The 24,974-nt window shown below is 51.6% G+C and carries 22 protein-coding genes; 15 read left to right on the forward strand and 7 right to left on the reverse strand.

Annotation, left to right across the window (positions count from 1 at the left end):
* The 4 genes from J7438_RS03900 to J7438_RS03915 all read right to left on the reverse strand — a co-directional run.
* The coding region (locus tag J7438_RS03900) for a DUF3322 domain-containing protein (RefSeq protein ID WP_209275523.1) at positions 1-209 on the reverse strand (209 nt) is incomplete at its 3' end.
* Positions 210-3,629, reverse strand: a complete 3,420-nt coding sequence (locus tag J7438_RS03905; protein ID WP_209275524.1) for an ATP-binding protein — start codon at positions 3,627-3,629, stop codon at positions 210-212. It lies immediately after the preceding gene.
* Positions 3,610-4,227 carry a DUF4194 domain-containing protein gene (locus J7438_RS03910; protein ID WP_209275525.1) on the reverse strand — a complete coding sequence of 206 codons (618 nt, stop codon included), beginning with the start codon at positions 4,225-4,227 and terminating at the stop codon, positions 3,610-3,612. The genes J7438_RS03905 and J7438_RS03910 overlap by 20 nt, the downstream gene beginning before the upstream one ends.
* Positions 4,228-4,263: 36 nt before the next feature.
* On the reverse strand, positions 4,264-5,709 hold the full coding sequence (locus J7438_RS03915; RefSeq protein ID WP_209275526.1) for a DUF3375 domain-containing protein: 1,446 nt from the start codon (positions 5,707-5,709) through the stop codon (positions 4,264-4,266).
* 384 nt (positions 5,710-6,093) lie between these two features.
* Here J7438_RS03915 and ubiE point away from each other — a divergent pair, with 384 nt between their 5' ends.
* From ubiE to J7438_RS03980, 13 genes are all read left to right on the forward strand, one after another.
* Positions 6,094-6,861, forward strand: coding sequence for a bifunctional demethylmenaquinone methyltransferase/2-methoxy-6-polyprenyl-1,4-benzoquinol methylase UbiE (gene ubiE, locus J7438_RS03920; protein WP_209275527.1), 768 nt, complete (start codon positions 6,094-6,096; stop codon positions 6,859-6,861).
* On the forward strand, positions 6,861-7,538 hold the full coding sequence (locus J7438_RS03925) for a ubiquinone biosynthesis accessory factor UbiJ (RefSeq protein WP_209275528.1): 678 nt from the start codon (positions 6,861-6,863) through the stop codon (positions 7,536-7,538). The genes ubiE and J7438_RS03925 overlap by 1 nt, the downstream gene beginning before the upstream one ends.
* The gene (gene ubiB, locus J7438_RS03930; RefSeq protein ID WP_209275649.1) at positions 7,535-9,151 is read left to right on the forward strand and encodes a ubiquinone biosynthesis regulatory protein kinase UbiB; all 1,617 of its coding nucleotides are present in this window, start codon (positions 7,535-7,537) and stop codon (positions 9,149-9,151) included. Before J7438_RS03925 ends, ubiB begins: the two co-directional genes overlap by 4 nt.
* Before the next feature lie 122 nt (positions 9,152-9,273).
* Positions 9,274-9,699: a hypothetical protein gene (locus J7438_RS03935; RefSeq protein ID WP_209275529.1), complete on the forward strand. Its 426-nt coding sequence runs from the start codon at positions 9,274-9,276 to the stop codon at positions 9,697-9,699.
* Positions 9,700-9,759: 60 nt separating this feature from the next.
* The gene (hisI, locus tag J7438_RS03940) at positions 9,760-10,167 is read left to right on the forward strand and encodes a phosphoribosyl-AMP cyclohydrolase (RefSeq protein WP_209275530.1); all 408 of its coding nucleotides are present in this window, start codon (positions 9,760-9,762) and stop codon (positions 10,165-10,167) included.
* Positions 10,168-10,208: 41 nt separating this feature from the next.
* Positions 10,209-10,535 carry a phosphoribosyl-ATP diphosphatase gene (locus J7438_RS03945; protein WP_209275531.1) on the forward strand — a complete coding sequence of 109 codons (327 nt, stop codon included), beginning with the start codon at positions 10,209-10,211 and terminating at the stop codon, positions 10,533-10,535.
* Between the two features lie 292 nt (positions 10,536-10,827).
* Positions 10,828-11,094 (forward strand): twin-arginine translocase TatA/TatE family subunit, encoded by a 267-nt coding sequence (gene tatA / locus J7438_RS03950; RefSeq protein WP_209275532.1) that lies wholly within the window; start codon positions 10,828-10,830, stop codon positions 11,092-11,094.
* Between the two features lie 135 nt (positions 11,095-11,229).
* Complete coding sequence (tatB, locus tag J7438_RS03955; protein ID WP_209275533.1) at positions 11,230-11,649, forward strand: Sec-independent protein translocase protein TatB; 420 nt, start codon at positions 11,230-11,232, stop codon at positions 11,647-11,649.
* A 2-nt stretch (positions 11,650-11,651) separates the two neighbouring features.
* Positions 11,652-12,446 (forward strand): twin-arginine translocase subunit TatC, encoded by a 795-nt coding sequence (gene tatC / locus J7438_RS03960; protein ID WP_209275534.1) that lies wholly within the window; start codon positions 11,652-11,654, stop codon positions 12,444-12,446.
* A gap of 150 nt (positions 12,447-12,596) precedes the next feature.
* Positions 12,597-13,877, forward strand: coding sequence for an ankyrin repeat domain-containing protein (locus tag J7438_RS03965; protein WP_209275535.1), 1,281 nt, complete (start codon positions 12,597-12,599; stop codon positions 13,875-13,877).
* A 251-nt stretch (positions 13,878-14,128) separates the two neighbouring features.
* On the forward strand, positions 14,129-14,422 hold the full coding sequence (locus tag J7438_RS03970; protein ID WP_209275536.1) for a hypothetical protein: 294 nt from the start codon (positions 14,129-14,131) through the stop codon (positions 14,420-14,422).
* Between the two features lie 91 nt (positions 14,423-14,513).
* Positions 14,514-15,224: a 16S rRNA (uracil(1498)-N(3))-methyltransferase gene (locus J7438_RS03975; protein ID WP_209275537.1), complete on the forward strand. Its 711-nt coding sequence runs from the start codon at positions 14,514-14,516 to the stop codon at positions 15,222-15,224.
* A 220-nt stretch (positions 15,225-15,444) separates the two neighbouring features.
* Complete coding sequence (locus J7438_RS03980; RefSeq protein WP_209199990.1) at positions 15,445-16,122, forward strand: DUF2059 domain-containing protein; 678 nt, start codon at positions 15,445-15,447, stop codon at positions 16,120-16,122.
* Here J7438_RS03980 and J7438_RS03985 read toward each other — a convergent pair.
* Together J7438_RS03985 and J7438_RS03990 are read right to left on the reverse strand one after the other, a co-directional pair.
* Complete coding sequence (locus J7438_RS03985) at positions 16,119-18,416, reverse strand: primosomal protein N' (protein WP_209275538.1); 2,298 nt, start codon at positions 18,414-18,416, stop codon at positions 16,119-16,121. The genes J7438_RS03980 and J7438_RS03985 overlap by 4 nt on opposite strands.
* 120 nt (positions 18,417-18,536) lie before the next feature.
* Complete coding sequence (locus tag J7438_RS03990) at positions 18,537-19,946, reverse strand: ankyrin repeat and SOCS box protein (protein ID WP_209275539.1); 1,410 nt, start codon at positions 19,944-19,946, stop codon at positions 18,537-18,539.
* A gap of 643 nt (positions 19,947-20,589) precedes the next feature.
* Between J7438_RS03990 and rpmE the strand changes: the two genes are divergently transcribed.
* Both rpmE and J7438_RS04000 read left to right on the forward strand, forming a co-directional pair.
* The gene (gene rpmE, locus J7438_RS03995; protein ID WP_209199987.1) at positions 20,590-20,805 is read left to right on the forward strand and encodes a 50S ribosomal protein L31; all 216 of its coding nucleotides are present in this window, start codon (positions 20,590-20,592) and stop codon (positions 20,803-20,805) included.
* A gap of 161 nt (positions 20,806-20,966) precedes the next feature.
* The gene (locus J7438_RS04000) at positions 20,967-22,223 is read left to right on the forward strand and encodes a malic enzyme-like NAD(P)-binding protein (RefSeq protein WP_209275540.1); all 1,257 of its coding nucleotides are present in this window, start codon (positions 20,967-20,969) and stop codon (positions 22,221-22,223) included.
* A 6-nt stretch (positions 22,224-22,229) separates the two neighbouring features.
* On the opposite strand, the gene J7438_RS04005 is transcribed toward J7438_RS04000, so the two are convergent.
* The gene (locus J7438_RS04005) at positions 22,230-24,701 is read right to left on the reverse strand and encodes a penicillin-binding protein 1A (RefSeq protein ID WP_209275541.1); all 2,472 of its coding nucleotides are present in this window, start codon (positions 24,699-24,701) and stop codon (positions 22,230-22,232) included.
* Between the last annotated feature and the right edge of the window lie 273 nt (positions 24,702-24,974).

A 24,974-nucleotide genomic window follows, 5' to 3' on the forward strand; every position in this document is an offset into this window, starting at 1 on the left:
CCACTGCCTTTTACCGCTTTGCTATTGCTGTGCAACAGGGCTATCCAGTCCCGAACCTTGACAAACTCCTGGCTGAGCACTTTACCGGACGGTTTGCGAAACGTGATTTCCAGCGGGAACAGGGATTCTCCCTGCAAAACACTTCTCAGAAACGCCCCGGAACTCCAGGGGCGCAGGGATTTTTTCTGCAGTTCGGTGAGAGTAATCATTTAGCTAATGGCTTCTGCCCTGTGCTGGCTTATGGTTTCCTGCAGCAGGCGCTCCTGTTCCTGCTGTTTCTCCTGTCGGTATTGTTCAATGGTCAGGTTCCGGAGCATCGAGTGGTTCCCGCCCTGGTTATGAACAAAGTGGACAGAGTTCACATAATCTTCAATTACATGAATCTTCTGCAGGGGGGTGACAATCAGTAATTGCAGATTCAACCGGCGAAACAGCTCCAGCCCGTAGCGGGCGGACTCGTCAGAACCCCGGCCAAAGGCTTCGTCGATCATAACAAAGCGGAAAGAACGGGAGTGGTTTTCCCCCCACTCCAGCCCCAGCTGGTAGGCCAGTGCTGCCGCCAGGATGGTGTAAGCCAGTTTCTCCTTTTGGCCACCGGATTTGCCACCGGCATCGGAATAAAACTCTTTTTCCGAGTCATCTTCCCGGTAGCGTTCCGAGGCATTGAACAGGAACCAGTTGCGCACATCGGTCACTTTCCGGGTCCAGCGTTTGTCCAGCTCGCTCTGGCCTTCCCGGCCATTAAACCGTTCGACAATGGTTTTTACCTGAAGGAACTTGTTTTCCGCATAGGCATCATCGCTGTTATCGGCATTCAGCGTATCGCCGAGGCAGTTGCGCAGGTCGATTTTGAACTGGTTGATCTCCGGGTCCCGGTGATTGTCCGCCACAAGTCGTATATAGGTGCCGTCGCTGTAGTCAATAGCGGCCAGGGAGCGGTTAATGGTGGCGATTTTATCCCGAATGGTTTGTTGCTGATGATCCAGCCAGTTCTGGAACATGGCCATGTTGTGGATGGTGCCTTCATTGAGCATCTGTTTAAACCGTTGCTCATGGCGTGGCAGGTCTTCCCCTTGCAGGGTTTCCAGCATGGCGGTGAATTCAGCTACGGAGCCCATGGAAGCGTCCACTTCACGGGTTTCCTGGGGATAGGCGTTTTTATAGTCCGCCATCTGCCCGGTAATCCGGGCCGCCAGTTCCCGGGACTTTTTCTCCCGGCTATCCAGGCGGTTTTGCAGCCAGCTGCGCATGGTGGACTGGGAGCTGTCGCAGTTTTCAATGGTGACTTTTTTGTCCCCCAGGGCGTCCTTTTCCATTTCGGCAAGCGTGGGGAAGCAGGATTCACGGGCAGTTTCCGAAAGCTCCGATAGCTGTTGTTCAGAAAACTTCAGCAGTTTGTGATCCTGTTTCAGCTTCTCTGCAGCGGTACCGGACTCCCTGGTCAGTTTACGCTCCTGTTGTTCTTTTTCACCCGTCGCCGCTTCGCAACGTTCCAGGCGCTGGCGCAAGGTGCGAAGAATGTCGGAGCCGGTTTCCAGCTGCTGCTTTTCCTGTTCCAGACTGTTGATCTGGATGGCCAGAGGCTGCCAGTTGATTTCGGCAAAATCCGTATATTTCAGCAGCAGCTTCAGATCCAGCTGCCGCTGGTTCAGCTGGTTGATCTGCTGGTTAAACTGTATCTCAGCGCTGGCGGATTTCTGAATGTCGGCTTCCAGCTGTTTACGGGTGGCTTCCAGGGTGAAGATTTTTTCCCGGTTGCTCCAGCCCAGGACAAAACGGGAACGGTCATCAATACGGTAACGGTCGTCTTTTTCATGGCGGCTGCCGCCACTTTTGATCTGTCCGGCGGTGGTGATGGCCCGGATCTCCCGGCGGAAGTCGGCCAGCTGATCGCAACAGATATAGTCAAAGCGCTGGGACAGTTCCTGCTCAAGCCAGCTGTAAAACTGGCTGTCGGTTTTGATCGAGACCTTGCGGCACAGGGAGCGCGGGTCAAGGGTATCGGCCGTGGCACGGGCGGGCTGGCGAACCCGGTAATAGACCAGACGTCCCTTGAGGTGGGTGCGATCTACATAGTCGGCAACGGACTGGTAGTGCTCATCGGGCACCAGCAGGCTCAGGGCAAAATTATGGAGTACGCGTTCGACGGCCCCTTCCCAGTGTTTGTCTTCTTCACGGACCTGGAGCAGTTCACCGGCAAAGGGCAGGGCGGATTCCGGCAGGTTGAGACATTCACTCAGGGCCTGACGAATGGCCAGGTTGCGGCTGGGGATATTGGACTGACGACTTTTCAGCGAGGCGATCTCTGCTTCCAGTTCATCGTGCTGGCTGCGCAGTTTCTGAAACTCAACGCGATGTTCCACTTGCTGGTTTTGCAGATCGGCCTGTTGTTTGTCCAGGGATTCCAGCCCGGTTTCCGCCTGCTGTCGGTTATGAAAAAAGCCATCGTCGTCTGCAGGTTGGGAGAATTCCAGGATGTTGCACAGTGCCTGGTAATCATCACAGGCTTTGGCGATGCGGTTCCGTTCCCGCCCCAGTCGTTCCAGTTCCGTTTTCAGTTCGGAGAGGCGCTGGCCGCCGTTCTGGTCAATAGCCCGTTCCAGTTCGCGGCTGGTGGTGCGCAGGTCATCAATGGACAGCCGCAGCTCCTGCAGGCGGGATTCGAGTTTTTGCTGTTCCTGTTCCCGGCGTTGGATGCGTTCCGTCAGCAGCGTGATTTTTTTATCGGCAAAAAATCCGTACAGCGCTTCCCTGGACTGGCGCAGGGCGGCAATGGCCGACTCAATGCTTTCATACTGGTTGCAGTTATCAATCATGGGGGCGAGGCGGTCAATTTGCTGGCGAGCTTTCAGTACGGCCTCGTGAGCCCGGTTAAGGTTGTCAAACTGACGACTGAGTTCGTTGACTTTCTCCCCGGCATCGGTGCTTTCCAGCATATGGCTGCGGACAAACTCGGTCAGGTTGCCTACGGATTTCATGGAGACGGTCTGATAAAGCAGCTCCAGGGCCTGATCGTTGTCAATGCCCATCTGGCGGCGGAACTCGGCCTGGTACTGACTGAAACTGTCAAACAGCTTGATGTGCTCCTTTCGTTTCAGCTTTTTTTTCAGGTCGCCAATATCACTGCCAAAGCCGCTGAAGTGTTTGGCAATGGCTAACGGTTTGCGGGCCACCAGATAGAATCGCTCCGGCGTATTGCTGTTATCCCGGCTCCAGAATACCTGGGCCAGGGTGATGGTCTGGTCAAACCCTTCGTTGACAAAACGGGCCAGCAAGACGCTGTAGCTGTTATGGTCCCGCAGGGCCACCGCCTTGGCACTGAGGGTGTCGTCATCTTTGGCGCTTTTGTAGTATCCGCGCACATAGGAGGTGAGGTTGCGCTCTTTGGTTTCTGCGCCGGCCGCCTTGTTATAGGTGATTTTCTGGCTGGGGACCAACAGGGTGGTGAGACCATCCACCAGGGTGGATTTACCGGAACCGATATCCCCGGTCAGCAGGCTGTTATCGCCACCGGGGGTGGCGACCCAGATTTTTTTGTGAAAGGTTCCCCAGTTCAGCACTTCCAGGGCTGCCAGGCGGAAGCCAGCCCGCTTCGGGCTGTCGGAAAAATCAAACGAGTGTGTCTGCATGGTCCCGGTATACCTTGAGTTTGTCGTTAAAATCGGCCAGCCAGTCGGCATCTACCAGTGCCTTGATGATGCGCCGCACTTCCCAGGCGGGGGGATTGCCTGACAGTTTTTTCAGGAAGCCAAATTCCGCCACTTTATTGATGTGGGTGTCGATCTGGTCAAACAGCCGGGCTTCATTGGCCCGGTCCGGCAGGAACACCCGCATCATCTCAACGATCTGTTCACGGTTCAGGATCAGCCGGGCATCACCACCGCTGGCATCCTGCTCTACCATTTTTTTACGCAGCAGTACGCAGAGCAGGCTGACCGGAAAACTGAGGGGGCGACGGGCCACCAGTCGCGGCAGCTTTGTCTTGTCGTCGTCTGCTTCGACGGTCTCTTCGTCCAGTTGCCGGAGAAAAGCATAACCTTCGGCCTCGTCCAGGATCAGGTCCAGACCCATTACCCGGACATAGTCCAATACCGGTCCATGAAGTTCTTCAAGTTGTTGCCATACCGCCGGATTCTGGTCCCGGTAGACAACGCCTTTCATTAGGTTGACCACAACCACACCCAGATTGGCGTTCCCCGATGATGGGGCTGATACATTACTACTCATTTTGTTATGACGAAGTTATTAATAGGTAAAAAACCATTAACGGGTAAAAATCACCGAAGGCATCCACGCCGCTTTGGTGTTCCCGGTATTGTCCAGCCACTGAACCGCCTGATTATGCTCGGCGTTAATGACCGCCCGATCCGATTCTGCCGCGATATGTAAGTAGGCGACCACTTCACTTAACCCTTTTTTCACCGGGTAGAGTTCCAGCAGTTCTGCCAGGGTGATTTGTGACCGGGTCTGCAGGGCGAAGCGAATCTGGCTTTTCAGGGTCTGCTCATCCACATAGTGCTGATTGTACAGTGCGCTGGTGTCCACATCGCCCTGACCCTCTTCCGGCACTTCATCAATCACCGGGCGCAGGGCAGGGCGGAACAGTCCCCGGCCCATGGGCAATTCCACTTCCGGTTTTAACGGAGACAGTGTGGTGAACAGTTTATCCGGTGGCGGGGTCTGGCGAATGGTGATGGCGTTCTGCTCAATATCCCGGACAATCTCCATAATCCGGCGGTTTTCCAGCCAGGCCTGATCATCCAGGTAGCGGCGTAACTGTTCCACTAACAGGGCGCAGGTGCTGTTCACTTTTTCCCCGGCTTCCAGCAGGCGGAAACGGATACCGTCCAGCAAAGGGTCTTTGTCACTGTTGAGGCTATTGATTTCCGGCAACCGGAGAACTTTTTGCAATGTCTCCTGCAATTCATTCTGGCTGACCGGGGACATCAGCCAGCTCCAGAATGCCTTGAAACTGCGGCCCTGGTCCGATTCAGTAATGGCATCCTGCTCGGAGAAAATGGTGTCCAGCATCTGGCCTTTACCGCTGCTGCTGGTGGTGATCCGCTCCCTGACGCCCCGGTCCAGTGCCCGGAAGTTCTCTTCAACCTGACGGAAGTCAGACAACAGTTGCCGTGCGGTATCTTCTGCCTGCAGGAATTTTTCCTTGATACGGGTGCCATCGTGAGGGGTGACATGACCCTCACGCAGCTGGGCAATCTGTCGTTCAATGGCGGTCTTTTCCTGCTCTAATTGTTGAATGCGCAGGGTGGGGTCGGTCTCGGTCTCATCGGCAATCTCCCGCAGTAGCCGGAAGATGGTCAGTAGTCTGGACTCGGTGCCGACAAATTGTTTCTGCTCAAAACTGGCAATCCACTCAATCACTTTTTCAGTGGCGGGCGTCAGGTCAAACAGCGGTTCATCGCCCATGCTGGCGGGTGGGTAGTACTTTCTTAAATACCCTTGATCACCGGCAGACCAGTTGTTGAGATAATCCCGCCCTTTTTTGGGATACCGGTTCTCCCCGGTGGTTTCCCGTAAATGGTGCAGGTAGTCGTCCAGTTTCGTGGCCAGCTCTTCTGCCCCCACCGAGCGTTGGTTGGTGGCAATAAAGGCACGGTGGAGGAAGCTGATAATCAGTGGTGCGCTGTCCGCCTGCAACAGTCGCCAGGCCGGGTGGCTGCGCAGGCCGGAGATACGGTTGAAGTCCATGGGGTAGAATGAGTAATGACAGAACCAATAATAAATAGTGGCAGTGATGGTAGTTGATTACGGAAGCTTATTCCATGACTTCGCTCTTATTCTCCCCCGGCTAGAAATTCTACCTGAATAACTTCCTCTTTTTGCCACAGAGACACGGAGGCACAGAGGAAAAGATTTTTCTTTTCTCCGTGCCTCCGTGTCTCTGTGGCAGGGCTTTTCTTTGCTGGATAACATCGAAAATGTGGCAGTTATTTCAGGACAGTTCCATAGAGAGCATTCGCCGTTTTTTCCGGTAATGGCGACGATACCTGTTCTCATGCTTACGCCATAAGCCATTTGCCTTTACAATAGCCAGCCATAGATAGATTGATCGAATGAATGCCGGGAAGGATCATGACTGACAGTGGCAAGCAAAAGCATGATGGCACAACGCACTTTGGTTATCGTGATGTGCCAGAGAGTGATAAAGAAGGGCTGGTAGCGGGTGTCTTTCACTCGGTAGCCAGCAGCTATGATGTGATGAATGACCTGATGTCCATGGGCATTCACCGTCTCTGGAAGCGTTTTACCATTGAGCTTTCTGCCGCCAGGCCCGGCCATGTGGTGCTGGATATCGCCGGGGGGACTGGCGATCTGGCAAAGCAGTTTTCCCGTATCGTTGGGGAAAACGGCCGAGTGGTGCTGGCGGATATCAACGAATCCATGTTACGCGTCGGTCGGGATCGACTGACTGATCAGGGTATTGTTGGCAATATGGAGTTTGTCCAGGCCAATGCGGAATGCCTGCCTTTCCCGGATAACACCTTTGACTGCATTACCATCTCTTTTGGTCTGCGTAATGTGACGGATAAGGATGCGGCGCTGAGGTCCATGTGTAGGGTGTTAAAACCGGGTGGCAGATTACTGGTTCTTGAGTTTTCCAAAACCAACAATCCACTGCTGACCAAGGCTTATGATCTCTATTCGTTCAGTTTGTTGCCGATCATGGGCAAGCTGGTGGCCGGGGACTCCGAAAGCTATCGGTATCTGGCGGAAAGCATTCGCATGCATCCGGATCAGGAGACGCTGGAAGGCATGATGAAAAAGGCCGGGTTTGTCAATACTGCTTACCACAATATGACCGGCGGTATTGTGGCGCTGCATAAGGGAGTTAAGCCCTGATGGTCGGCTCTTCTGACAGTGCTTTTGACAACATCATCATCAAAACGGGTCTGCTGGCAGCCTTCGAACGCCAGGTCAATGGGCTGCTGGCTCTGGACCCGGTAATCATAAAAAAACTGTCTCTCTGGTTTGGTAAGGTGGTCGCTTTCCAGTGCACTTCGCCACAGTGGTTATGTTATGTCCACTTTGAGCATGACCGTATTCGTCTTGCCGGTACTCTTGGGGAAGAGAGCGAAAGCCTGGTGGATGCAACCTTTACAGGTTCCAGCGTTGCATTTGCCACACTGGCGACACGCAGAAATCTACCGTTTGCTGATATTCCCGGGTTGAGTGTTTCTGGTGATGAGGCGCTGATTGCTGATTTGCAGCAGATTCATCAGCAGATGGAGCTGGACTGGGAAAGACCGCTTTGCCAGACCTTTGGTGATATCACCGGGCATGTGATGGCCCGGGGGCTCCGCTTTGTCGGTGACCATGTCCACAGAGGGCAGCAGCTGGTTATGGACAACCTCGGGGAATACCTTCAGGAAGAACTTCGCCTGATTCCATCCAGGGTTGAGGTGGCAGGTTTTGCAGAAGAAGTGGGGTGCCTTGTTGAGTCCATGGACCGGCTGGAGGAGCAATGGCAAACCATACAACCTGCAAAAGATACATCTGATGCCAAATCGGGGGCCTGACGTTGATCCGTTTGTTGAAAATTGTGGCCGCTGTCGCCCGTAACCGGCTGGATAATCTGATTGATTCGGAGCGCTCACCGTTCTGGCTGCGCTGCCTGCTGATTCTGCTGCCCTGGCGCTATTTTATCCGTAATAATGCTCCCCGGGGTGAGCGTGTCCGCCTCTCTCTGGAGGCGCTCGGGCCGATCTTTATCAAGTTCGGGCAAATTCTCTCAACCCGGCGGGACCTGTTGCCGGATGATATCAGTGATGAGTTGTCCCGGCTTCAGGATGATGTTCCGCCGTTTCCCGCCGCCGAGGCGATTGGCATTATTGAGTCCAGTCTGGGCAGCGATGTCGATACCCTGTTTGCCCGTTTTGATCGTGGGCCATTAGCTTCTGCTTCTGTTGCCCAGGTTCATACCGCTCAGCTGCATACCGGTGAAGAGGTGGTGGTCAAAGTGATTCGTCCGGGCATTGACCGGGTGATTCGCAAAGACATTGGCTTAATGTATCTGTTTGCCCGCTTGCTGATTGCTTTATCAAAAGACGCTCGTCGTTTGAGGCCGGTGGAAGTGGTGGCCGACTATGAACGTACAATTCTGGATGAGCTTGATCTGTTGCGGGAAGCGGCTAATTGTTCGCAGCTGCGACGTAACTTCCTGACCTCTCCCCTGTTGTTTGTGCCCCAGGTTTACTGGGATTATTGCCGCACAAAAGTAATGGTCGTCGAGCGGATTTATGGGGTTCCTGTTTCCGATATTGCCACGATGAAAGCCCGGCATGTGGATATGAAGAAGCTGGCAGAGCGGGGCGTTGAAATATTCTTTACCCAGGTGTTTCGGGATCGCTTTTTCCATGCGGATATGCATCCGGGCAATATTTTTATTGATACCACCAATCCTGCCGAGCCTCGCTATATCGGGATCGATTGTGGCATTATCGGTACGCTTGAGCCGGAAGATCAGCACTATCTGGCCAGTAACCTGCTGGCTTTCTTTCGGCGGGACTACCGCAAGGTTGCCCAGTTGCATGTGGATTCCGGATGGGTGCCCAGAGATACGCCGGTAGGGGAGCTTGAAGCAGCGATTCGTACCGTCTGTGAACCGATATTTGAAAAGCCACTTAAGGATATCTCCTTTGGCCAGCTGCTGGTCAGGCTCTTTCAGGTGGCCCGCCGCTTTAATATGCAGGTTCAACCGCAGCTGGTGCTGCTGGAGAAGACATTATTGAATGTGGAGGGATTGGGGCGGCAGCTATATCCGGATCTGGATCTCTGGGCCACGGCTCAGCCCTATCTGGAAAAGTGGATGAAAGACCAGGTCAGTCCAACCGGCATTCTCTGCAATATTAAGGAGCAAAGTGCAGACTGGCTGCTAAGTGCTCCCGTGATGGCTCAAAGAGTGATGTCAACGGTGCGAACCCTGGTTGATCAGCAACAGGCGTTGCATCATCATCAGGTGAGGGCGGAAAAACGCCAGAAAAAGCAGAGACGTTTTGGCGTTCTGCTACTTCTGGCAGGCGGGGCATTGATGGTGACTTCAGGTTCCCTTTTTGTGGAAAAAGAGCTGCTGGATCAGACAATGGTTGGATTACTGGCTGTGGCAATGGGTGGTTGGCTGGTTGTTCGCTAAGAAGGTTGCCAGCTTACACCGTTTTTATGAAAACCCCCGGGTCAGCCACAAATCGGCCCATGAACTTTTTCTCATACCGGGGGTCAAAATATTGGTATCCATCAGCTATCAGGAGTTGCCCCATGAATTCGGTTCCGGGTGGTTTTGTAAGCGGCACCCAACCACCAGGCTACGGTGCTACTGAAGCGTCAGGTTCAGATGTGCCTGGACGTTTCTCGGGGCATGACGTCGTTGCTTCCCAGCCTTGCCACCTGTGTGCTGCGCCCCCGCCGTCCTACTCGGAAGCTATGAGGCAGACTCCACAAGCTTTTCCTGACCGTAATAAACCTGTTCCTGACCGTAATAAACCTGTTCCTGACCGTAATAATGTGCTTTTGCTCAATAACGTCAGGAGACAGATGAGAGAAGATGCTTTCCAGGTAGAGCGGCGCGCTAACGATAAAGGGTGTTGTGAACAGCTATTTGGCAATGGTTGTTTAGGTGATCTTCTCCAAATCTGTTGTGTTAGTGCCTGTATGCTAACGTTGTCGTGTCTCTGCGGGAAATAGGGATATGATATCTGATCAGCCGCGTAAGTATGTGAACAAATAAAATGATTGGATAGTGTTATGAAAACAACTCACTGGTTGGATGAGGTTCAATGGAACGATGATGGCCTGGTGACAGCCATTGCCCAGGATCATAAAACCGCAGAGGTTTTGATGTTGGCCTGGATGAATCGGGAATCGCTGGAACTGACCCTGAAAGAACAGGTTGCTATTTACTGGTCCCGTTCACGGGGCAGGCTATGGCGCAAGGGTGAAAGCTCTGGTCATACGCAACGGCTGGTAGAGTGCCGCCTTGACTGTGATGGCGATGCGATCCTGCTGAAAGTGGAACAAACCGGTGGTATTGCCTGTCACACAGGACGTAAGTCTTGCTTTTATCGTCGCCTCAGGGATAACCATGGAGAAGCATCGTGGAATACCGAAGATCCGGTGTTGCAGGATCCGGCAACGATTTATGGACATCAGTAAAGGCTGTATTCTTTGCTGTAAATCATCCCACAGGTTAAAACATGAACGATATAATCAAAAAATTGACTGAAGTATTAAGCAACCGCAGGCAGGCTGATCCGGATTCCTCTTATGTTGCACAGCTTCATAATAAGGGACTGGACCATATTCTGAAAAAAGTGGGGGAAGAGTCAGCAGAAGTGCTGATTGCCGCCAAGGCAGCAGAATATGATCATAATCGGGAGGCGGTTATTTATGAAACGGCTGATCTCTGGTTTCACACCATGGTCATGCTGTCTCATCTTGGGCTTGAGCCTGCTGATGTGTTGAATGAGCTGGATCGTCGTTTCGGGCTTTCCGGTATAGAAGAGAAAGCATCCCGCGGGTAACTGTATTTCCCGACTTTTCCTGAACGTTTGTTGCAAAATAGCCACACCCCTGGGAGGCTGACCGAGAATAGCGCCCGTAGCGAGGATGGCAGAAAATTGAGGATAAAAAGTCGGAAATTTTTAGCGAATAGTGGTTCTATTTGCTAAAAATTTCCGACTTTTTAGACCAATTTGCTGCCACCACAGTAGGGCAGTCTATTCTCGGACAGCCTCCTAGCGATGGAATGGGGTAATATGTCCTCTCTTTGTGTATTATCTGATCAGCTTTTATGGAGAGCTGAAGGAGTAGAAAATGGGTTTTGGTGGCATCAGTATCTGGCAGTTGCTGATCATTCTGTTGATCGTAGTGATGCTTTTTGGTACGAAAAAGCTTCGCGGATTAGGCAGTGATCTGGGCAGTGCAGTGAAAGGTTTTAAAAAAGCACTGGGCTCTGATGAAGAGTCGGAAGGTGAGAAAAATAATGAAAAAAACTCAGGGAAAGCTGAACTAAAGGCTGGCTCTGTTGAGCAGCGTAATCTTGAGTCTGACTTGGAAAAGTCCAGGCATAAGCAGTCTTGACTGTATAAAAGGGCTTTCAGGCCTGTTTTCTGGCGGAAGCTGTCCTTTTGAGCCAAGTGTGATCCCCTCATGCAGGGGAGACTACAGCTACCCTTTGGTGATTGAGTGGCTAGTCGAGAGGTGTGATAGTTCGCTGTGCTTGATATAGGTTTTACAGAGTTGTTATTGGTTGCCGTAATTGCCCTGGTGGTGTTGGGTCCGGAGCGCCTGCCCCGGGCCATCCGGACAACCGCTTACTGGGTGGGCAAAATTCGTCGCAGTTTTCAGTCCGTCAAAGAGGAGCTTGAGCGGGAGATTGATGCCGACGGAATCAAACAGCAATTGCACAATGAAGCTGTCATGAAAGAGCTGAATAAAACCCGCGAACAGTTTCAAAGTCAGATCAATGATCTGAAAAAGTCTGTGAGCATTGATCCTGCTGAAGACCAGACGTCTTCCGGTGTAAATACTTCGCCCGGGGGTGACAGTGGCTCAGTGAGTGGAGATGGCAGTGTTAACAAACAGGCAGTGAATGACACCTCTGCTCGTCTGTCTCAGGAAAAGGGCAGTAAGTAACTATGTCGCAAAGAACGTCGGGAAAAAAATCGGATCATTCTCAGACAACGAAAGGGACAGGTCAGGATAAAGAGCAGCCTCTCGTTCATCACCTCCTTGAGCTGCGTGGGCGTATCCTGAAAAGCCTGGTTGCCGTGCTGGTGGTTTTTGCCGGGCTGTTTTACTTTGCCAACGATATTTACGTTTATATCTCGGAACCGCTCCGCGCCAGCCTGCCGGAAGGCAGTACCATGATTGCCACCGAGGTGGCCTCACCCTTTCTGGCACCCTTTAAGCTGACCATTGTGCTGTCGCTGTTTATTGCGATTCCATTTATTCTTCATCAGGCATGGGGCTTTATTGCGCCTGGCCTGTATCGGCATGAGAAAGTCATCGCAATTCCCCTGTTGGTTGCCAGTATTGTGTTGTTTTATCTGGGCATTGCCTTTGCCTATTATGTGGTCTTCCCTTTGATTTTCTCGTTTTTCACCACCGTTGGCCCTGAGTCAGTCACCGTGATGACGGATATCAATAGTTATCTGGATTTTATCCTGAAACTGTTCTTCGCCTTTGGTATCGCTTTTGAAATCCCTGTGGCGACGGTGCTGCTGGTGTGGTCGGGGGTGACTACGGTCGAAAGCCTCAAGGAAAAGCGCCCATACGTGGTGGTTGGCTGCTTTGTGATCGGTATGATCATGACGCCGCCTGATGTTATTTCCCAGTCTCTGCTGGCCATTCCGATGTGGCTGTTGTTTGAGTGCGGAATTCTCTTTGCCCGGTTTGTGAAAAGCCGGAAACCGGATGAGGCGGAAGCATAGCACTCTGTTTTAATGCTCATTACAGTTGTCTTAAAGCATGACGGTTATCACTTTAGGCGAAGAAGTATTGAACGTTTTCCTGTTTCGTCGGTCATATTTATCATCAAGTTAAAGATTGAATGATGATAGGTAGATTACCTGAGGTGACAGATGAATTTTTACAGAGATTTATGCAGCGCTATTGCGCCAGATCTACAATCCATGTCTTTCGGGTCAGGGCAGAACCAGGCCCCGGCAAATGGTAATGTCAACGGTGTCAGTGCTTTACCGGATGTAATGCCAGCCATTGAACCCGGTAGGGTTCGTTTAACCAGGCGTTTATGTTTTGACTTGGAGAGTCATAAGGTGGTTAAGCTGGAGCAGATTCAGAATTTCCTTTTTAATGGCGTTGATTTGAATACACAGATTACTGCCGGTGACTTGCGAGATTGTAATCCATTGCACTCAGCGGCCATATCAGGCAATGGAGAGGCGGTGGCAGCCATCATCGCCACGGGACAGGTAACAGATATCAATGTTGTTGATGGAAATGGTTTTACGCCACTGGCATTGCTTTGTGGAGCCAGGGTTGAGAAAGCCAAATTCGTTTGTCGTTTTGCCAGTGAGCCTGAAGAGCACAAAGCAAGACTTCTGGGCCTGGAGGCTTTGCTTGGGGCGGGAGCCAATCAGCACACAGCGGATCGCAATGGCTGCAAGCCTGTTCATCATGCCGCCAGGTACAACTTCCCAGGATTGATCAAGCGTATGGCGGAGCAGGGGGGTGCTGGCATTGACGGTACTGATCGTTCCACTGATATCATTAATAGCCGTGATCGACATGGCAATACGCCATTGCACATTGCCGCCGGTAATAATGGACTGGGTGCGGCAGAGACCTTATTGACGCTGGGAGCGGATGTCATGGCACTCAATAAGTCTGGCCAGACACCATTGCATTGGCTGTGTATGTCTAAAAAGAACAATAACGTCTTCGGCGGCATGGTAGCCTGTTTGTTGCTGGAGCATGGCGTAAATGGCAATCAGAGAGATAAAAAAGAATTTACCTGGCTTGAATATGCAGGCAAAAACAGTATGGATAAACTGCTGGAGTATGTGGTAAGCAAGCACAATTCAGTATTGCCTGACCAGAAGAGTAAGATCGCCGTAGCCGTCGCTAGCAGGTGCAATGTGAATACTGGTAGGAAATCAGCAATAACTGTAGCCCAATCGGAAGAGATGATCAGCTTACTCCGGTCAATGCCAGATACTCAGGCCTCTAGCCTGAGAGATATCTGCAAGGGGTCTATTCGAGATACTCTGGTCCAGAATCAAAGAGATTTGGGGTGTCCGCGTGACCAGATTACTGATCGTACTAATGAAGCTGTGCCTCTGCTACCTCTCATGCCTATGGAGAAGTTAGATATGCAGAATGACGAGAATTTTTTTGAGTAAGTCCACGGAAAGCTGTCCGCGAATGGCATGATCTTCGCGGCTCCAGCATCCATGCAGTCCTGCGAGGTAGCCAATTGATCTGAAGGTGAGGTTTGCCCGGCTATTAGAATCACTGATTTTTCTCAAAAACAGGATTTTTTCCTCAATTTTTACCATCCTCGCTATCTGCTTGCCCAGACGGGGTCGCCCAGACGGGGTCGCCCAGACGGGTGCTATGCTATCCTATGATACGGTTGTTTCAGGGAGGAAGTATGCCATATCCCCACTTCTCAGATGGTCAGGAAGAGTTTAATTCTGACCGCATTTACCATCATTCACCATTTGACGTTCCCATTGAGGTGGTCCAGAACGGCCTGCTCTGGCTACTCTCTGATCCGGTTTTTCACCCACTTAAAGCATCGCTTTCGAGTGATTTTTTGACTGTGGATGAGTTAAGGGATGAGCTGGTATCTGGTAAGATCAAACTATCGTCGGTAGCCATTGATCGGGTACTTGATGAGATTGACCGGCTTGTGGATGATTATCGGAAAGGCGTCGCTTTTTAAGCACTCTGGGTGCTCTGATTTTCCTTTTATATGAATGTGTCAGTTTCAGTTCCCTGCTGATTAACTGGCTTATCAGCGTATGGCTGTTTAGATGAATCTTCTCCTCCTTGAGCAACAACACTTTATTGATGAATGGCATGCAGAGCTGGACCAGCGACAGTTAAGGCATGTGCTGGATGTTCATCAGGCCAGTGAAGGCGATGTGCTGCGTGTTGGCCTGGTGAATGGCAACATGGGTACGGGGAAAATTACTCATCTGTCTTCAGAAATAATGCGTCTTGAGGTGAAGCTGAATACGCCTCCCCCTCCGGCCCTGCCTTTGACGGTTCTGCTGGCTTTACCCCGGCCCAAAATGCTCAAACGTTCACTCCAGCATCTGACGGCGCTGGGTGTTAAAAAGATTATCCTGATGAACAGTTATCGGGTTGAAAAAAGTTTCTGGCAGTCCCCCTGGTTAAGCCCCGGGAAAGTGCGTGAGCAGCTGATACTGGGTCTTGAACAGGCCCGGGATACGATCATGCCAGAAGTGATTCTTGAAAAGCGTTTCAAACCTTTTGTGGAAGATCGTTTGCCGACCCTGGTGGCAGGAAAGCTGGGATTGGTGGCTCATCCGGTAGGGGGTAAGAGTTGTCCTCATCAGATTTCTGATCCTGCTGTGCTGGCTATTGGCCCGGAAGGAGGCTTTATTGACTATGAAGTGGATAAACTGGAACAGGCCGGGTTTCACAGGATCCATCTTGGACCACGTATTTTACGGGTCGAAACTGCGGTAACGGCCATCGTCAGCAAACTTTACGATTGATACTCAACAGAGTATGGTAAAGGTGAGCGTTCTGGCGATAATGCAGTCACTGTCGCTCACTCCATACAGTGAGTTTCCAGATATATTAACTGACTGTTTCACAATAAACGGTATCAACACGGCTCTGACTATGGACGGAAAGAGATTAGTAGTTGTAGGTTTGTTTGCTCCCCTGCTTTTTATTGCCAATGCATTGGCATCACCTGCAAAGCATCAGCTGTTGGATAAACTTTATGACCAGACAGGGCTGGAACGTCAGCTTGACTGGATACACGACAGTATGACTCTTCAGCAGCAGAAATATCCGATTCCTGAGCCAGTTGTGGATACGGTCAATCAGGTGGTCAAAATTCGCTATAGTCCCGACTTTTTTCGGGCTTCCATGAAAGTAACTCTGGATGAAGCGTTGTCGGTGGGTGAATTGGACCGGTTGATTGACTGGTTCGGATCGCCCCTGGGTAAGAAAATTCTCCGCCTTGAGGCCGAAGCCAGTGATCCTGCCAATCAGGCAAAAATGGAGAAATATATCCGGGAAAAACTGTCGGCGGAGCTGCCCAGAAATAGCCGGATAATCTTGATAGAAGAGTTGATGGAAGCACTTGATGCTGTTGAGCTGAGTACCGAGCTGGCTGCCAGTGCTTCAGTGGGAGCCCAGAGAATGCTTCGCGAGGTCATGCCCGCGGGTGCCGAGCAGCCAATGAGGCCTGCCCAGGTGTTGAAAGCCCGGGAGAAGCCCTATATCCGGAAAGATATGCCGGAAAGAATGCGGGATATCTTTCTCTACACCTATAAATCCCTGCCAGACAGTGATATCCGGAGATATCTCGACTTTGCCCGGAAAAGTGCCATGCAGAACTTCCAGAGGGGGCAAATTCAGGCTATATCGCGGATGCTCTAGCTCATCTCCTGAGGGTCAATATCTACCGTCCACTTCAGTTGCCTGGGAAGCCGGTGGCTTTCCAGGTAGCAGACAACGCTACTCACCACTGCGTGTAAATGATTTCTGCTTTTTCCCTGGATAAGAAGGTGCCAGCGGTAGCGTCCCTGACGCTTTTCCATGGGGGCTGGAATCGGACCCAGTAACCGAACATTGCTGCCTTCGGCTGCCCGCTCAGCATAGTGTCTCAGGGCTGAGAGCAGGGTTTCACTTTCCCCCTGATTAACCGACTCTGATCGAACCAGGGTTAAATATCCCTCCGGGGGAAGATTCAGGCTTTTTCTTTCCATAAACAGACTGCTGGCAAAACGGCTGTAGTCGTTCATGGACAGAAGCTGGAGAGCAGGGTGTTCTGGATTATAGGTTTGAATAATAACCTGTCCGGGCTTATTCCCCCGTCCTGCTCGCCCCGCCACCTGCATAATCAATTGGCCGGTTCTTTCCGGTCCTCTGAAGTCAGAGCTGAACAGCCCGGCATCGGCATTGACGATGGCAACCAGGGTCACATTCGGGAAGTGGTGTCCTTTCGCCAGCATCTGTGTGCCCAGCAGTATGCAGGGTTTGCCGGATTGTACTTCCTCCAGCATATCGCTCAACGCCTGTTTTCTGCGAGTGGTGTCCCGATCGATTCTCAGCACGGGATAGCCGGAGAAGTGTTGGCTGAGGGTCTGCTCTGTCCGCTCTGTACCCTGGCCAACAGGTTGAAGCTTACGGCTCCGGCACGATGGGCACTGCCATGGGATGGCCTGTTGCAGATCGCAATGATGGCAGTGCATATGGGGAGGGTAACGGTGAATGGTCATGTGCGCATCGCAGTGCGGGCAGTCGATAATGGTGCCGCAGTCCTGACAGATCATGGATGGCGCATAGCCACGACGGTTCAGGAAAACCATCACCTGATTGCCTCGTCCAAGATGAGCAGCCATTCTTTGCAGCAGTTCTGTGGATAAGCCGTCTTTCAGAACCTGGTGGCGCATATCCAGTAACTCCATGGCGGGTGGACGTGCATTCCCCGCTCTCTGCTTCAGGTGAAGCTGGGTGTATTTTCCCTGATGCGTATTGTGTAGCGTTTCCAGAGAAGGGGTTGCCGATCCAAGGACGACCGGACAGTGGCATTGGCTGCCACGGAATATGGCAAGATCCCTGGCGTTATATCGAAGGCTTTCCTGCTGCTTATAAGAGCCGTCATGCTCCTCATCGACAATAATAAGCCCAAGGTGTGGCATTGGGGTGAAAATACCTGAACGGGTGGCAATCAATATGCCCGCCGAACCTCTGGCCGCTTCGAGCCAGCCTTGTAATCGTTCACCATCGCTGAGCCCCGAATGCAGGCAGGCAACCGGTACATTGAAACGATCACGAAAGCGCCTGACCGTCTGAGGCGTGAGGCCGATTTCCGGAATCAGTACTAATGTCTGCTTACCGTTGGCCAATGCTGCTGAAATAGCCTGCAGATACACTTCGGTTTTGCCACTGCCGGTGATGCCTTCCAGAAGATAGGTGCGATAGGATCCCAGACCATCGGTAATGGCTTCACAGGCAAACGCCTGTTCTTCGTTCAGCTGAAGGTGGGCAGACTTCAGTGGGGTGGTGGTTTCGGTAAACAGGCGTGGGGAAGGCTCAACGTCCCGGGAATGGATTAATCCTTTTTTGACCAGCTCTTTTAGAGTGCTCTTGCTGAAACCGTATTCATGGAGCTCCGTGGCGCTGATGCCGTGAGGATTTTCACCAATCAGCGTCAGGGCGGCCAGCTGCTTTTTTGCTCGCTTCAGTTGGTTTCGTAACTCACTGTCCAGTTCCATAAGTGGGTACCAGAAAGGAATGCTGCCGGTGGATGCCGGTTTTCCCAGGCGCAGGTTTTTCGGCAGAGCCTGGTGCAGGGTTTCTCCGATGCTGTGATGGTAATAACGGGCTGCCCACTGGCATAGCTGGATAATATCCTCTGGAACAAGAGCCTCTTCATCCAGGACCGAGATGACTTGTTTCAGCTTATTGGCAGGAATGTCAGTGCTGGATTCGATGGAGAGAACGATCCCCACCATTTGCCGTGGGCCAAAAGGCACGATAACTCGGCTGCCGGGGCGAATGGCCATGCCAGAATGCGTGTCTGGCGGTAAATAGTCGAACAACTGCCTTAGAGGTGAAGGGATAGCGACTCTGATAAATTTTTCTGCGATAAGCCTGGCGGAGACGGACTGTTCAGTGGTTGCTTGATCATTTGCTGCGTCAGAAGTGTCCGCCGGTTTGCTGCTCATTCAGGTTCCATCGTGGTATTTCTATGGGGGGAGATGATACAGGAACTGAAAGCTGGCATGAACAGAAACCGGGTCGGGTGGTTTGAGGTTATCCACCTTGATCTCTTCTGCCTCAGTTTTTCAGGAAGGTGTCGGAAGCAGTGGGTTATAGATAAACTTCTTCAATTGATCGGGTAGTGGCAGTGCTTCAATTGCTGGACGCAACGGTTGCCCACAGATGTTCAGATTTTCGATCAATCGGTTACGGATGCACGTTCGTGCGCACAGTTGCAGAGGCGTTGGTTGTTGGCATTGTAATTCGGGTATGTGGTTTTTCAGAAGGTAAGTGATTTCGGTTTGTCCTTTCCTGAATGCCCAGGACAGGGCTAACGGTGACTGGTGGAGGTTGGCTCCGTGTGTCAGTAAAGTTTTAACGATACTGACATGGCCATTCGAGGAGGCTTGCACCAGGGCTTCAGGAGACTGATGGGTAGTCGCACCGTTGGCCAACAGCAAGCTGACAACCTGAATGTGACCCTCACGGGCGGCAATCACGAGGGCATCTGGAGAGTGGTGTGGGATGGCACCATAGGCCAGCAAAGTGTGGACGACCCCTGCATGTCCTCTTGTAGCGGCACAGACCAGGGCCCTGGATAACTGTTGAGGTGTGGCTCCGGTGGTCAGCAATGCGCTGGTGATCTCGACGTACCCATTAGTTACGGCATAATCCAGGGCCGCTGGCGACCGATGGAGGTTGGCACCTTTGGCTAACAGAGCGTTAACGATCTCAAGCTGTCCCTTTCTTGAGGCTTGCACCAATGCTTCTGGACAATACTCCGGGGGGGCTCCTTTGTTCAGCAATGTCTTGACCGTCTCAACGTGACCATTCTCAGCGGCCCACACTAAGGCCTTCGGGCACTGGTTAAGGTCGGCTCCATGACAAAGCAGGGTGTTGACAATCGTGCTGTGACCCTTTTGGATGGCCCACATCAGGGCTTCTGGTGATTGTTGGGGGGTGGCTCCGTGGGCCAGCAGCGTTTCGACGATCCCGGCATGCCCATTCCGGGCTGCCAGTGACAGGGCAAATGGAGCGAGGCTGGGTACGGCTCCGTGGGCCAGCAGGATGTTAACGATGTCGGTGTGCCCGTTTTTGGCGGCCTTTACCAGGGCGTCTGGCGACTGGTGCGGATTGGCACCGTTGGCCAGCAGGGTGTTGAAAATCACAATATGACCATTCTGGGCGGTCCACACCAATGCATCCGGTGACTGATGTGGAGTGGCACCGTGGGCCAGCAGAATATCGACGATGTCGCCATACCCCTGGCCGGCTGCCAACGATAAGGCATAGGTAGACAGACAGGGAACAGCTCCATTGTCAAGAAGTTCGTTGATGGTCTCTATTTGCCCATTCACGGCTGCCCATGCCAGATCATATGGAGGAGGTGAATCAGTTTCGTTGGCTTGCAGCACATTGTGTATTCCGATATAGCCCTGCCTGCTGGCGGCCCAGACCAAGTCAATATCATAAAAATACAAGCATTCTATGTTCATGGTATTCACCGGACACAGTTGGGCACTGTTAAGTAGTTGGCCAAATGGAATCGTATATTTCTGGCTTAGTGGGCAGTTACTATGCAAGGCACAACGCAGGGAGAATAGCCTTAGCTATGTGACCGGTGTTGTAACGCAGCAGAGTGACTGCCCACTAAGCCAGAAAATATGATTTCATTTGGTTAACTACTTAAAGGCCTTTGTGGTTTCATTAATATTGATGATGGATATCCAGTCTACTGCTTCAAGGGCTCTGTCGCCGGTTTTCGCCAGACTTTTTCTGGATGTCCGTATTTATCCAATAGTTTTTCCACATCATGGGAGGGTTAAGCTAATGGTTTCTCTCCTGAAACAAAGTGGGAGGTAACAGAATTAAAACGGTAATTTGTTAATTTTTGTGTATTGCTTTTTTGTCATTGCAGGTTGTGCTGATGATCGGATAATGGCTTGAAAACTACGTATATGGGACGAACATAAGACTGTTTCCCTCTGTCATAATCTCTGGTAGTATCCACCGCTCTTTACCCTCTCAGCTCATTATGCTGAGATGGATTCCGTTTGCGGTGCCTGTCTCCCGAGCCTGATAACACCAGGGCTCTATTGAGAGTCAGGTGGCGGCATACACCAGTTCGAGGAAGCTCAAATGAAGCAGGATACCCATCCTAACTACGAAGAAATCGAAGTTACCTGTAGCTGCGGTAACAAAATCAAAACTCGCTCTACGCTGTGCAAACCTCTGAGCATCGAAGTCTGCTCCAAGTGCCACCCATTCTACACCGGCACTCAGAAGGTGATGGATACCGGCGGCCGTATCGAGCGCTTCAACAAGCGTTTTGGCAAGCTGGGCGCTCGCAAGTAATCGAGCTGGTAGCATACCGACCGAAAGGTTTAAAAAGGCGACTGTTTTGCAGTCGCCTTTTTTGTATGGCCTGATATTTTACGAATTGACCTTGTTACCCCCATTTCCATCATATATTCTGGGCCTTCATATAACCTCCTCCCCATATCAGTAAAAAACTCATGGAAAAGAAGCAAGCTGCACTTGATTATCACGCTCTTCCAAAACCTGGAAAAATTTCGATTGAAATTACCAAGCCGGCAGAGACCGCGCTGGATCTTTCACTGGCATATAGCCCGGGTGTTGCGGAGCCGGTGCGGGCGATTGCCGGAAATCCAGAGGATGTCTACCGTTATACCGGCAAAGGTAATTTGGTTGCGGTAATCAGTAATGGTTCAGCGATTCTCGGTCTGGGTAACCTGGGCGCACTGGCCAGTAAGCCGGTTATGGAAGGCAAGGCTCTGCTGTTTAAACGTTTTGCCGGGGTTGATTCGATCGATATTGAAGTGGAATCTGAGAGCCCGCAGGCGTTTATTGATACGGTGAAGCGAATTGCCTGTACCTTTGGCGGTATTAATCTGGAAGATATCAAAGCACCTGAGTGTTTTGAAATTGAACGTCGTCTGATTGAAGATTGTGATATTCCGGTTTTCCATGATGACCAGCACGGTACTGCGATCGTGACGGCAGCGGCCATGCTTAATGCCCTTGAGATTGCCGGAAAGGATATTGAAGAGGCAAAGCTGGTCTGCCTGGGGGCCGGTTCCGCGGCCATTGCCTGTGTGAAACTGCTGATTAGCTGCGGCTTCAAGCCAGAAAATATTCTCATGCTGGACAGTAAGGGCGTCATTCATTCGCAGCGGAATGATCTGAACCAGTACAAGGCGATGTTTGCTGTAGAAACGCCCTGCCGCACACTGGATGACGCCATTGATGGGGCGGATGCATTCCTTGGCGTTTCCGGTGCTAACCTGTTGTCTCCGGAACAGCTGGCGAAAATGGCTGAAAACCCGATCGTTTTTGCCTGTGCCAACCCTGACCCGGAGATTCGTCCTGAGCTGGCTAAGGAGGTTCGTCCTGATGTCATTATGGCTACCGGGCGCTCAGATTATCCGAATCAAGTCAATAATGTCCTTGGTTTTCCGTTTATCTTCCGTGGTGCATTGGATGTCCGCGCTTCACGCATTAACGAAGCGATGAAAATTGCGGCCGTTAATGCCATCCGGGAGCTGGCAAAAGAGCCTGTCCCGGAAGTGGTAATGAAGGCGTACGATGGCGTCAAGCTGAGTTTTGGTCCGGGCTATATCATTCCCAAGCCTATGGATTCCCGACTGCTTGGCAGGGTTTCTGCCGCTGTGGCTCAGGCAGCCGTTGACTCTGGCGTTGCCAGGGTGGAATACCCTGGCCATTACCCTTTGAACTCTGTTGCGGATATTTGATCAATATCAAAAAAGATCTTCCGGTGAAAACTCATGGTCCATCTCGCCAAGAGATGGCAGCCCTTCATCACTGTATTGTTGCGGGGCGTTTTCCTGGAGGAAAATTTCAAAAATAGCGTTGGGGTCTCCGGGCAGGGCAAGCTGTCCGGTTTCTGGTGAAATTTTCAGGGTGATCATGCCCTCCGGTTGTGTCGGCTTATGTTCCGGTTTGCCCTCCAGGGCGGTGTGCATATAGTCAATCCAGATTGGCAGAGCTGCATTGGCTCCGTATTCCCAGCGCCCGAGTGTTGAAAAGTCGTCCATGCCCACCCAGACGGCAGTCAGGACATCCGGGTTAAAGCCAACAAACCATGCATCTTTACTGTCATTGGTGGTTCCGGTTTTACCGGCGATATCCTGCCGTTTAAGTTCCCTGGCACGTCTGCCAGTGCCTTTCCAGATGACATCATTCATGATGTCGTTCATGATGTAGTTCACCCGGGGTGACATAACGGATTTGGCGATTACCGGCTGATCGTCGGGTTCAGAGAATGGAGTGTCTTCCTGAATCAGCATTTCCTCAAGCTCTGGATCGCTGAAAAGGGGACTCTCTTCTTCACTCTCCATGGTGTCTTGATTCAGGCTGGCGATACAGCTTTCATTGCAGGCTATTGCTGCGTTGGCGGCAAAAATGAGTTCATCAGCGGTTTCAATTCGCTGGATAAGCCAGGGCTCAATGCGGAAACCGCCATTGGCCAGAACTGCATAGCCAGAAGCCAGTTCCAGTGGTGTCATGGAGACATTGCCCAGGGAAAGTGACAGGTCACGGCTTAAAGACTCTTCCTTGAAACCCAGCTGCTTAAGATAGTTAACGGTTTTGCTGATACCTATCTGACGCAGAACGCGGATAGATACAAGGTTTCTTGAACGATAGAGACCTTCACGCAAACGCATGGGGCCATTGAACTTCATATTGTCATTATTTGGCCGCCAGCTATCTTCCAGGTTGGCATCATCAAACACAATCGGTGCATCATTGACGATGGTTGCCGCAGTCATGCCGTTAGCAATGGCCGCCGCATAAACAAAGGGTTTGAATGATGAGCCTGCCTGGCGAATGGCCTGAGTGGCCCGGTTATACATGCTGTCATAGAAGTTGTACCCTCCCACCAAAGCCAGGATTGCACCATTTTCCGGGTGCATGGAAATCAGGGCTGCCTGTGCCTGTGGTTCCTGGGCCAGACGATAACTGCCATCTTCTGTAAGCCTTACCCAGATCTGGTCTCCGATTCTCACAACATCCGCAGGTGTGTCAGGTGTACGACCAACGCTGTTTACGGTCAGAAAAGGCTTTGCCCAGCTCAGATTTTCCCAGCTGATTTTACCGCTGTTGCCGTCTTTCAGGCCAATTTCAACGTCTTCCTCGCCAACCCGGGTGACCATGGCGGGTAACAGAATACCGGGCGATGGCGTTTTGTTGATGCGCTGCTGCCAGCCTTCTTCCGGAATATTATCAAACAGGTTGGTGACCGGGCCCTGGTAACCATGGCGTTCGTTGTAGGCCATTAACCCATGGGCTACCGAAAGGTTGGCCGCATTCTGCAGCTCGCTGCTGGTGGTGGTGTAGACTTTAAAACCTTCGGTGTAGGCATCCAGGCCGTATTGCTCAACCATTTGCTGTCGAACCATCTCGGCGATATAAGGTGCTTCAAGTTCGATTTTTGCGCCATGATAGCGGGCAGTGACCGGCTGGCTGATGGCGTCGTTATATTCTTCATGGGTGACGTAGCCAAGATCTTTCATTCTTCCCAGGATCCAGTCCCGCCGGATCAGGGCCCGTTTGGGATCATTGATCGGGTTATAGCGGGAAGGTGCTTTTGGCAGACCGGCAATCATGGCAATCTGGGCCAGATTCAACTCATCGATGGCTTTGCCATAGTAAACCTGTGCGGCGGCCTCGACACCATAAGAGCGGTTTCCCAGATAAATTTTATTGAGATAGAGTTCAAAGATTTCATCCTTGGACAGTTGCTGTTCTATTTGCAAAGCGAGTAGGATTTCATTGAATTTGCGCGAAAATACCCGCTCGTGGCTCAGGAAGAAGTTCTTGGCCACCTGCATTGTTATGGTGCTGCCACCGGACTGAATGCTGCCGGTGCTGACCAGTTGCACAGCGGCCCTCATCAGGCCCATGATGTCAACGCCGGGGTGGTAATAAAAACGGTCGTCTTCGGCAGCCATAAAGGCTTTGATCAGGTGTATGGGGGCGTCTTCAAACTGAATGGGGGACCGGCGTTTTTCGCCGAACTCGGCAATGAGCAGATTATCTTGAGAGTAAACTCGCAGAGGTGTCTGTAATTTGGCGTCCCGCAATGACTCCACAGAAGGTAGCGAAGGACTGAGGTATAAATAGGCACTGGCACTGACAAGCAGAATTCCACTGGCTACTGTTACTAGTGACCAGAGCAGGAATTTAAGAAGTTTAACCGACCGTTTCATGCTGTTAGGGAATCCTGATAAAGCGAAGGCCACCGGCTGAAGTTGTGACATCTTTGAACTGTCTTGTCATAACAAGAGTCGTCCTGACAGCCGTTCGTGACTGAGTATTATATGGTGAAATGGCCATCAGCTGAAAATGTGGTTTTCCTGTACGTGGCACCGTCCTGGGTTGCCGAAGGATCTTCCTTAAAAATCCAGTGTTTAGAGTTGGCTGAATGGCGACGGTAATTGCGAAAGTATACAGACTGTTATTAAACTAAAGCTGTTGATCTT

This window comes from Thalassotalea sp. G20_0, assembly GCF_017744175.1.
In the GTDB taxonomy this organism is placed as follows: domain Bacteria; phylum Pseudomonadota; class Gammaproteobacteria; order Pseudomonadales; family Endozoicomonadaceae; genus Endozoicomonas.